This is a genomic window from Luteibacter sp., from assembly GCF_051958795.1.
Lineage (GTDB): Bacteria > Pseudomonadota > Gammaproteobacteria > Xanthomonadales > Rhodanobacteraceae > Luteibacter.
The window spans coordinates 1-7,178 of sequence record NZ_JBQCFT010000408.1 but is presented as its reverse complement, the minus strand read 5'-3'; the positions used below and the strand labels follow the sequence as shown (position 1 = coordinate 7,178).

Genomic DNA, 7,178 nt, shown 5'->3' with positions numbered 1-7,178 from the left:
AAGCCCATCTTGCCCGACCGGCATTTACCCGGTCTGAAGTCAGCCACGCCGGCGGCCCAGCGGCAGCGCGACCAGCGCCGCCAGGATCGCGCCGGCCACGTAGAGGCCGATATCCGCCGGCCCCTGGGCCATGCGGGCCAGGGCGACCAGCATGGCCGGGCCGGCATCGGCAATGGCCTGGGCAAAGCCAATGCCCATCATCCCGGCGATCGTCGCGGCGGCGACCAGGCAGCACACGTAGAGGGAAGCAAGCACGGTGGCGCCGGCGGCCAGCAGGGCGCCGGGGACACCTTCGAACCGAAGCCAGCGGCGCACCACGAAACCGAGGGCCCAGCCGACCGGCAGGGCCAGCGCGGGCAGGGCACGGCCGAACATCATGGAAGGCACCATCCACATCGCGCCGGCGGCAAAGCCGAAAAGGACGGTGCCGAACAGGCCGTAAACCAGGTTGGTGAGGTGGCGGATGGGGCTAGCCACCATGGCAGGACATCGATGGGCGCATGGGAACCGGGGCGTGGGGGACGGCCGCATGATACCGGGCCATGCGCCGGCGCGCTCTTGAGCGGAGGGCCGTGTGCCCAAACGTAGCGGGGTGGATGCTGACCGCCGGGCCCCGGCGGGCGCATAATTGCCTACTTTGCGGCCCGCGGGCCGCCCCCACAGGACATCCATGAGCGGTTTCAGCCTCAGCAGCGAGCCCTTCACCCTGGAACGTGACTGCGCCGCGGTCATGGTGCCCCAGGGCGAGACGGTGACGCTCCCGGCCGGCCAGATCGGCTACATCACCCAGGCCCTCGGTGGCAGCTTCACCGTGTACGTCGAGGGCAACCTCTTCCGTATCGCGGGCAACGATGCCGATGCGCTGGGCAAGGAGCCGCCGCGCCCCATCGAATTGCCCGACGACGCCTCCGACGACGATGTCGAGAAGCTGGTGTGGCAGCAGCTGCGCACGTGCTTCGATCCGGAAATCCCCATCAACGTGGTGGAACTGGGGCTTGTCTACGACGTGAGCCTTGAGACCAGCGACGAAGGCGGCCGCAAGGCCTACGTGAAAATGACCCTGACGGCTCCGGGCTGCGGCATGGGCGACATCCTCGTCGACGATGTGCGCACCAAGCTGGAGCTGATCCCCACGGTGCTGGAAGCCGATGTCGACCTCGTCTTCGATCCGCCCTGGAACCAGTCGATGATGTCCGACGCGGCGAAGCTCGAAACCGGGATGCTCTGAGCGCCGCTCAGAGATCGCGCAGTTCCACGCTGCAGGCCGCCCCGTAGGCGGCCATTGCCGCGATCGTCGAGGCCGCCGCGTGCAACACGGGCAGGTGGCCCGGCGCCACGCTCGCCTCGATGCACACGTGCACGTCGAGCTCCAGCAGGGTGATGGCCTGGATGATCGCGTCGCGCTGCGGTGCGAGCGTCTGTAGCAAGGCGGTAATCGCCGTATCGACAGAGTAGGTGTGCTGGGGCGGCAAGCTGACGCTCCAGCCGTGTGCACGCCGCGCCTGTCCCGCGGTGTCGTCCGGGTCACCCTTCTGCCAGCACTGGCCGCCCTCGATGCCGAAACCGGCCACGATGTGGTCCAGCACATGGCGCTCGGAGGTCAGCCGGAACGACGCGCTGACCGAAGGCGTGTGCTGGGCAAGCTCTGCATCGATGTCGAGCATGGTGCTGGCCATGGTGATTCCCCATTTACGGCAGCGCGAGCGCGACTTGGCCGTTTCGTGCATAGCATCGCGTTTTTTCACGACCTAGGGAAACCCCTAGGTAGTCGACCGTGGGAACTTGCGATACGTTGACAAGGACTTTCGGTCTGGGGGGATTGGAAGTTACACGGGCATTCGCGCTGCGGCGCGAAATCATCATCGTTCGGAATGTGGTCCCACACGGCCGCAATGGCTTCGTGTTGCCCATTCCTGGAGGAGGAACGTAATGGCAAATCATGTTCGCTTGAAGCTCCTGGCCGCCTGCGTCGGCATCGCCGCGACCTCGGTCGCCTCGGCGGCCACCGAGCAGGCCCTGCGTGCGCAGAACCTGGGCGCGGCACCGGCCAGCCAGCTGGCCACGAAGCTCGGCCTTACCGCGGATAACGCCTTCGTCGCGAAGAACGCGCTGCCGACGGTCAAGGGCACGCAGACCGTGCGCATGCAGCAGACCTTCAAGGGCGTGCCGGTCTATGGCCGCAGCATCGCGGTGGAGCAGGATGCACAGGGCAATGCGCTGGTCGCCAATGGCGTCGTATCGTCCGACCTGCAGGTGGACCTCGCCTCGGTCACGCCGAAGCTCGACCAGGCCGCCGCGGTCAATGTCCTGACCCGCCAGGCCACGACCCTGCGCAGTGCCGCGATCCGGCCGGAAAACGCGAAGGCCGACCTGTACGTCTACCCGGGCGATGGCGCACCCGCGCGCCTGGTGTACCTCACCTCGTTCTTCAGCGGTGGTGACCACCCGACCCGGCCGACCGCCATCGTTGACGCCAACACCGGCGAAGTGATCAAGCAGTGGGAAGGCCTGACCAACGCCGATGCCAATGGCCCCGGCGGCAATGGCAAGACCGGCCAGTACACCTGGGGCGCCAACGGTCTCCCCGCGCTGAACGTGACCCAGTCGGGCACGACCTGCACGATGCAAAACAGCAACGTGAAGACCTACAACATGAAGAAGGCGACCTCCGGCAGCGGCACGCTGTGGAGCTTCACCTGCCCGACATCGAGCGGCGACGCCGTGAACGGCGGTTTCGGCCCGATCAACGATGCCCACCACTTCGGTGGCGTGGTGCATGACATGTACAACTCGTACACGGGTGCGCCGCCGCTGAACCAGGTGCTGATCATGAAGGTGCACTACGGCTCGGGTTACGAGAACGCCTTCTGGGATGGCACCTCGATGACCTTCGGCGATGGTGCCAGCACGTTCTATCCGCTCGTCGCGCTGGACGTGACCTCGCATGAAATCAGCCACGGCTACACCGTGCAGCACTCCAACCTGGAGTACGACGGCCAGTCGGGCGGCATGAACGAAGCCTATTCGGATATCGCTGGTGAAGCGGCCGAGTACTTCGATCGTGGCAGCAACGATTTCCTCGTCGGTGCCGACATCGTAAAGAGCAGCGCCGGCATCGGCACGGCCCTGCGCTACATGTGCAACCCGCCGCAGGATGGCGGTTCGATCGGCAACGCGTCGGATTATTACAACGGCCTCGACGTGCATTACTCATCAGGTGTGTACAACAAGGCGTTCTGCCTGCTGGCCAAGACCAGTGGCTGGGATACGGTGAAGGCGTTCAAGGCGTTCGCCCGTGCGAATGCCGTGTACTGGACGGCCACCTCGACGTTCAACAGCGGCGCCTGTGGCGTGGCCAGTGCGGCGACCGACCTGGGTTACTCGGCGGCTGACGTGGCTACCGCGTTCAACGGCGTGGGCGTGTCGTGCACCACCGGCGGTGGCGGCACCGGCGGCACCGCGTTGCAGAACGGCACGGCCAAGACTGGCCTGGCGGGTTCGTCGGGTACCGAGCTCAGCTACACCGTCACGGTGGCGGCTGGCGCGAAGAACCTGGTGATCGCGACCAGCGGCGGCAGCGGTGATGCCGACCTGTACGTGAAGTTCGGCTCCGCGCCGACCACCTCGAGCTACAACTGCCGCCCGTACAAGACCGGCAATGCCGAGTCCTGCTCGTTCGCGACGACCCAGGCCGGCGTGTACTACGTGAAGGTGCGTGGCTACACGACGTTCTCAGCCGTCTCGCTCAAGGCGACCTGGACGCCGTAAGCCCCTCTGCAAACGTGTCACTCCCGGGAAAGGGGCCAGGCTTTGTCCTGGCCCTTTTCTTTTCCGGCGTGAAATCTTACGCACTACGGTGGCGAGCGCCATCTACGCAGCGACTTCTATCCCTCCTACGTTGGTAGCTCCAACAAGGAGGTACCTCCGCATGTCCCCACGTTGTTTCATGCTGGCCCTTACCCTGTTCACCGCCGTTCCCGCGACGGCTGCTACGCGCTACATCGTTCGATTCGCCGACGAGGCCTCGGCGAACGCGGCGATCGCATCCGTGCCGAAAGCTGAGGCCGCCATGCGGCGCAAGCGCTCGGTCGATGCGGGCCAGCCCAGGCACGTTGCCACCCTGGCTGGCGGCGCTCAGATCTTTGAAGTCGAAGACGATAACCCCGCACATTTCGCACGCCTCCACGGTGTCACCAGCGTTGAAGAAGACCGCATCGTCAGGCCCACCGCCCTGGCGGATCCGCTCTACCTGCGGCAATGGTCGCTGCACGATCCGCGCTCGGGTATCGATGCCGAGGCGGCATGGAAATACACGCGCGGCGAAGGCGCGGTTATCGCCGTCCTGGATACGGGGGCGACCCCGCATCCTGAGCTGGATGGCCAGCTGCTGCCCGGCTACGACTTCGTCAGCGATGCCGTCCGCGCACGGGACGGCGACGGACGCGATCCCGACCCCAGGGATGAAGGTGACTGGGAAGAGCCTGGTGATTGCGGACGGCGCGCAGGCTCGCGTTCGTCGTGGCACGGCACCCACGTAATGGCGCTCGCGGCGGCGAAGCGTGGAAACCGGCTCGGGATCACGGGCGTGGCGCCGGAGGCAAGGATCCTGCCCGTGCGCGTGCTGGCGCATTGCGGGGGTTACCTTTCCGATGTGATCGATGCCATCGCGTGGGCCTCCGGTGGGGAAGTGCCACGCGTGCCGACGCTCACGCGCCGCGCCGATGTCATCAACCTGAGCCTCGTCACGGAAGGCGCGTGCGGAGCGGCGATGGCCGACGTGATTCGCCAGGCGCGAGAGCGCGGTGTTGCGGTGGTCGTCGCTGCGGGGAACGAGGGTGTCGGCGCGTCCGGCATGGCGCCGGGCAATTGCCCGGGTAGCATCAATGTTGGCGCGCTTGACCGGGGCGGTCGACTCGCCTGGTACTCGAACCACGGTGAGGCGGTGACCCTCGCGGCGCCGGGCGGCTCATTGCGCGGCCTGCGCACGGATGACCTCATCTCGGCCGTGGACCAGGGCGCTCGCGTACCGTGGCGCAGCGTGTTCGGCTACCTGGCCGGCACGTCGATGGCCGCACCGCTGGTGAGCGGCGTGGTGGCACTGATGCGTTCGGCGGATCCGTCACTGCATGTCGATGACATCACCCGCCACCTGGTCGATAACGCACGGCCGGCGCGTTGCCTGAAACCCTGCGGCACCGGCTTGCTCGATGCAGGCGCGACGCTCGATGCGGTGATCGAAGAGCGTGTTGTGTTGTAGGAGCCCACCCTGTGGGCGACATCTCTCGCGAAAGCGCAACAGGCCCTGTGGCGTTGTCGCGAACAACGTCGCCCACAGGGTGGGCTCCTACGCAGCGGTGTTTCACACCGCTTCGAAGCGGTTTGCGTCGCGGTTCTTGCGGACCTTCTTCGGATCCCACACGCGGCCGTTCATGGCGATGTAGACACCGTCGTCCAGCGTCTGCACCGCGCCCACGGCGCAGCCAATGTTGAATACGGCGTCCGAGCCCTGGAAACGGGCCGGGTTCAGCGCGCCGGTGAGCACGATGACCTTGCCGGGGATGCCTTCGAGCACGGCCGCGGTTTCGACCATCGTGTCCGTACCGTGGGTGACCAGCACGTGGCGATGCGGCTGCGCCTCGATCGTGCTGCGCATGAGCGCGCGGTCTTCACCGGTGACGTGCAGGCTGTCCTTGCGCAGGATGGGGATCACGTCGAAACGGAACGCGACGCCCAACTGGGTAAGGATGTCGCCGATCTGCGGGGAGCCGATCTGGTAATCCGACTTGTCGTCGAAATAGACCTTGTCGATGGTGCCGCCGGTGGTGACGATGGTGAGATGCTGCATGGACTGGCCTGGGAAGCGTGGACGGAGCGGGCCGCTATTCTAACGCCCCCGGGCCCATCACGTGGCGGGCGCGCCCGAGGCCAGCAGGGTGTCGTCGTCGTTGGCCGGCAGGGCGAGCCGGTCGAGGCCGCGTGCCATGAACCGGCGGCAGGCCGCTGCGGGGCGTGGATCGCCGGCCGCGTCGCCCCAGCCGGCAGAGCGGACGAGCAGGGCGGCTGCCATACACCTGGCCAGCGTGAAGGCGATGCCGCGCGCCGAGGCCTCCAGCGAGGCGCGGTCGCCGACGACGTCGCCGAGCAGGGCTTCCGCCGAATCCAGCGTGGACAGGATCGTTCGGCGTGGCTCGCTTTCCACCGGCAAAAGGTCCAGGACGGCAGCGCGCAACGGTTCCACGCCGTTACTGCCCAGCGCACGCAGCATGTCGAGCGAGAGCACGTTCGTCGTCCCTTCCCAGATCGCGTAGACCTGCGCGTCGCGCAACAGCTGTGGCAAGCCGGTGTCTTCGATGTAGCCCGCGCCGCCGAAGCATTCCAGTGCTTCGGAGACCACGCCGATAGACGCCTTCGCCGTCCACAGCTTCGCCAGCGGCGTCAAAAGGCGGAGCAGGGCGGGCTCATGGGCGGCGCCCAGGCCGCGCTCGGTGCGGCCGAGCAGCTCGGCCACGTAGAAGGCCAGCGAGAACGCACCCTCGAAGGTCGCCTGCATATCGGCGAGCGTGCGCGCATGCAGCGGCTGGTCGATCAGGCGGGCGCCGAATGCACTGCGCCGCGTGGCGTAGTCGCGGGCCAGCGCGATCGCGCGGGCCATGCTCGCAACGGCGCACACCGCGTTCCACGTGCGCGTGACATTGAGCATCGGTGCGACCTGGCGCACGCCGTGGTCCAGCGCTCCGACCGGCGTGGCCGGCAGGCCGTCCAGATGCACCTCAGCAGTCGGCAGTTCATGCGTGCCGAGCTTCTTCTTCAGCCTGTCGATCGTGATGCCCTGCCAGTCGCCGTCGGCATCCTTCGTTTCCACGTAAAACAGCGCGAGCGCCGACGTGCCGCTACCCGCACCCTCGGGCCGGGCCAGCGCCAATGCGGCTTCGCCCACCACGGCCGAGCTGAACCACTTGCGGCCATACAGGCGCCACTGGCCGTCCGCATCCTGTCGCGCGATGGTTTCGGTGCGGCCCACGTCGGAGCCGCCGGGCGTTTCGGTCATCCACTGGCCGGAAAGCCAGAAGGTCCCGGCGTCACGGCTGAGGAAGTGCGGCAGGGCGCGCTCGATGAGGGCCTTGTTGCCCGAGGCTTTTAACGCTGTCGCCGCGCCGTCGGTCATCGCCAGCGGGCAG

Annotated in this window: 7 protein-coding genes; 3 read left to right on the top strand and 4 right to left on the bottom strand. The window is 67.0% G+C overall.

The annotated features are described in order from the left end of the window. Positions 1 to 39 precede the first annotated feature (39 nt). Positions 40 to 480, bottom strand: a complete 441-nt coding sequence (locus ACTHLF_RS20925) for a hypothetical protein (protein WP_440330117.1) — start codon at positions 478 to 480, stop codon at positions 40 to 42. A gap of 190 nt (positions 481 to 670) precedes the next feature. Between ACTHLF_RS20925 and sufT the strand changes: the two genes are divergently transcribed. Beyond that, positions 671 to 1,228: a putative Fe-S cluster assembly protein SufT gene (gene sufT / locus ACTHLF_RS20920; protein WP_440330116.1), complete on the top strand. Its 558-nt coding sequence runs from the start codon at positions 671 to 673 to the stop codon at positions 1,226 to 1,228. A 7-nt stretch (positions 1,229 to 1,235) separates the two neighbouring features. Here sufT and ACTHLF_RS20915 read toward each other — a convergent pair whose 3' ends face one another. Continuing rightward, positions 1,236 to 1,676: a DUF4279 domain-containing protein gene (locus ACTHLF_RS20915; protein ID WP_440330114.1), complete on the bottom strand. Its 441-nt coding sequence runs from the start codon at positions 1,674 to 1,676 to the stop codon at positions 1,236 to 1,238. A 253-nt stretch (positions 1,677 to 1,929) separates the two neighbouring features. Between ACTHLF_RS20915 and ACTHLF_RS20910 the strand changes: the two genes are divergently transcribed. Next, on the top strand, positions 1,930 to 3,768 hold the full coding sequence (locus ACTHLF_RS20910; RefSeq protein ID WP_440330112.1) for a M4 family metallopeptidase: 1,839 nt from the start codon (positions 1,930 to 1,932) through the stop codon (positions 3,766 to 3,768). 160 nt (positions 3,769 to 3,928) lie between these two features. Beyond that, a complete protein-coding gene (locus ACTHLF_RS20905) occupies positions 3,929 to 5,257 on the top strand; it encodes a S8 family peptidase (protein WP_440330110.1) in 1,329 nt (442 codons plus the stop codon). Between the two features lie 102 nt (positions 5,258 to 5,359). On the opposite strand, the gene ACTHLF_RS20900 is transcribed toward ACTHLF_RS20905, so the two are convergent. Both ACTHLF_RS20900 and ACTHLF_RS20895 read right to left on the bottom strand, forming a co-directional pair. Then, positions 5,360 to 5,845: an asparaginase domain-containing protein gene (locus ACTHLF_RS20900; protein WP_440330108.1), complete on the bottom strand. Its 486-nt coding sequence runs from the start codon at positions 5,843 to 5,845 to the stop codon at positions 5,360 to 5,362. Between the two features lie 57 nt (positions 5,846 to 5,902). Beyond that, positions 5,903 to 7,178, bottom strand: a 1,276-nt coding sequence (locus ACTHLF_RS20895; RefSeq protein ID WP_440330106.1) for an acyl-CoA dehydrogenase family protein, incomplete at its 5' end; no start/stop codon positions are given.

Coding starts and splice junctions, on each gene's coding strand:
- ACTHLF_RS20925 (WP_440330117.1), bottom strand. CDS start 480: ATGGTGGCTAGCCCCATCCGCCACCTCACCAACCTGGTTTACGGCCTG.
- sufT (WP_440330116.1), top strand. CDS start 671: ATGAGCGGTTTCAGCCTCAGCAGCGAGCCCTTCACCCTGGAACGTGAC.
- ACTHLF_RS20915 (WP_440330114.1), bottom strand. CDS start 1,676: ATGGCCAGCACCATGCTCGACATCGATGCAGAGCTTGCCCAGCACACG.
- ACTHLF_RS20910 (WP_440330112.1), top strand. CDS start 1,930: ATGGCAAATCATGTTCGCTTGAAGCTCCTGGCCGCCTGCGTCGGCATC.
- ACTHLF_RS20905 (WP_440330110.1), top strand. CDS start 3,929: ATGTCCCCACGTTGTTTCATGCTGGCCCTTACCCTGTTCACCGCCGTT.
- ACTHLF_RS20900 (WP_440330108.1), bottom strand. CDS start 5,845: ATGCAGCATCTCACCATCGTCACCACCGGCGGCACCATCGACAAGGTC.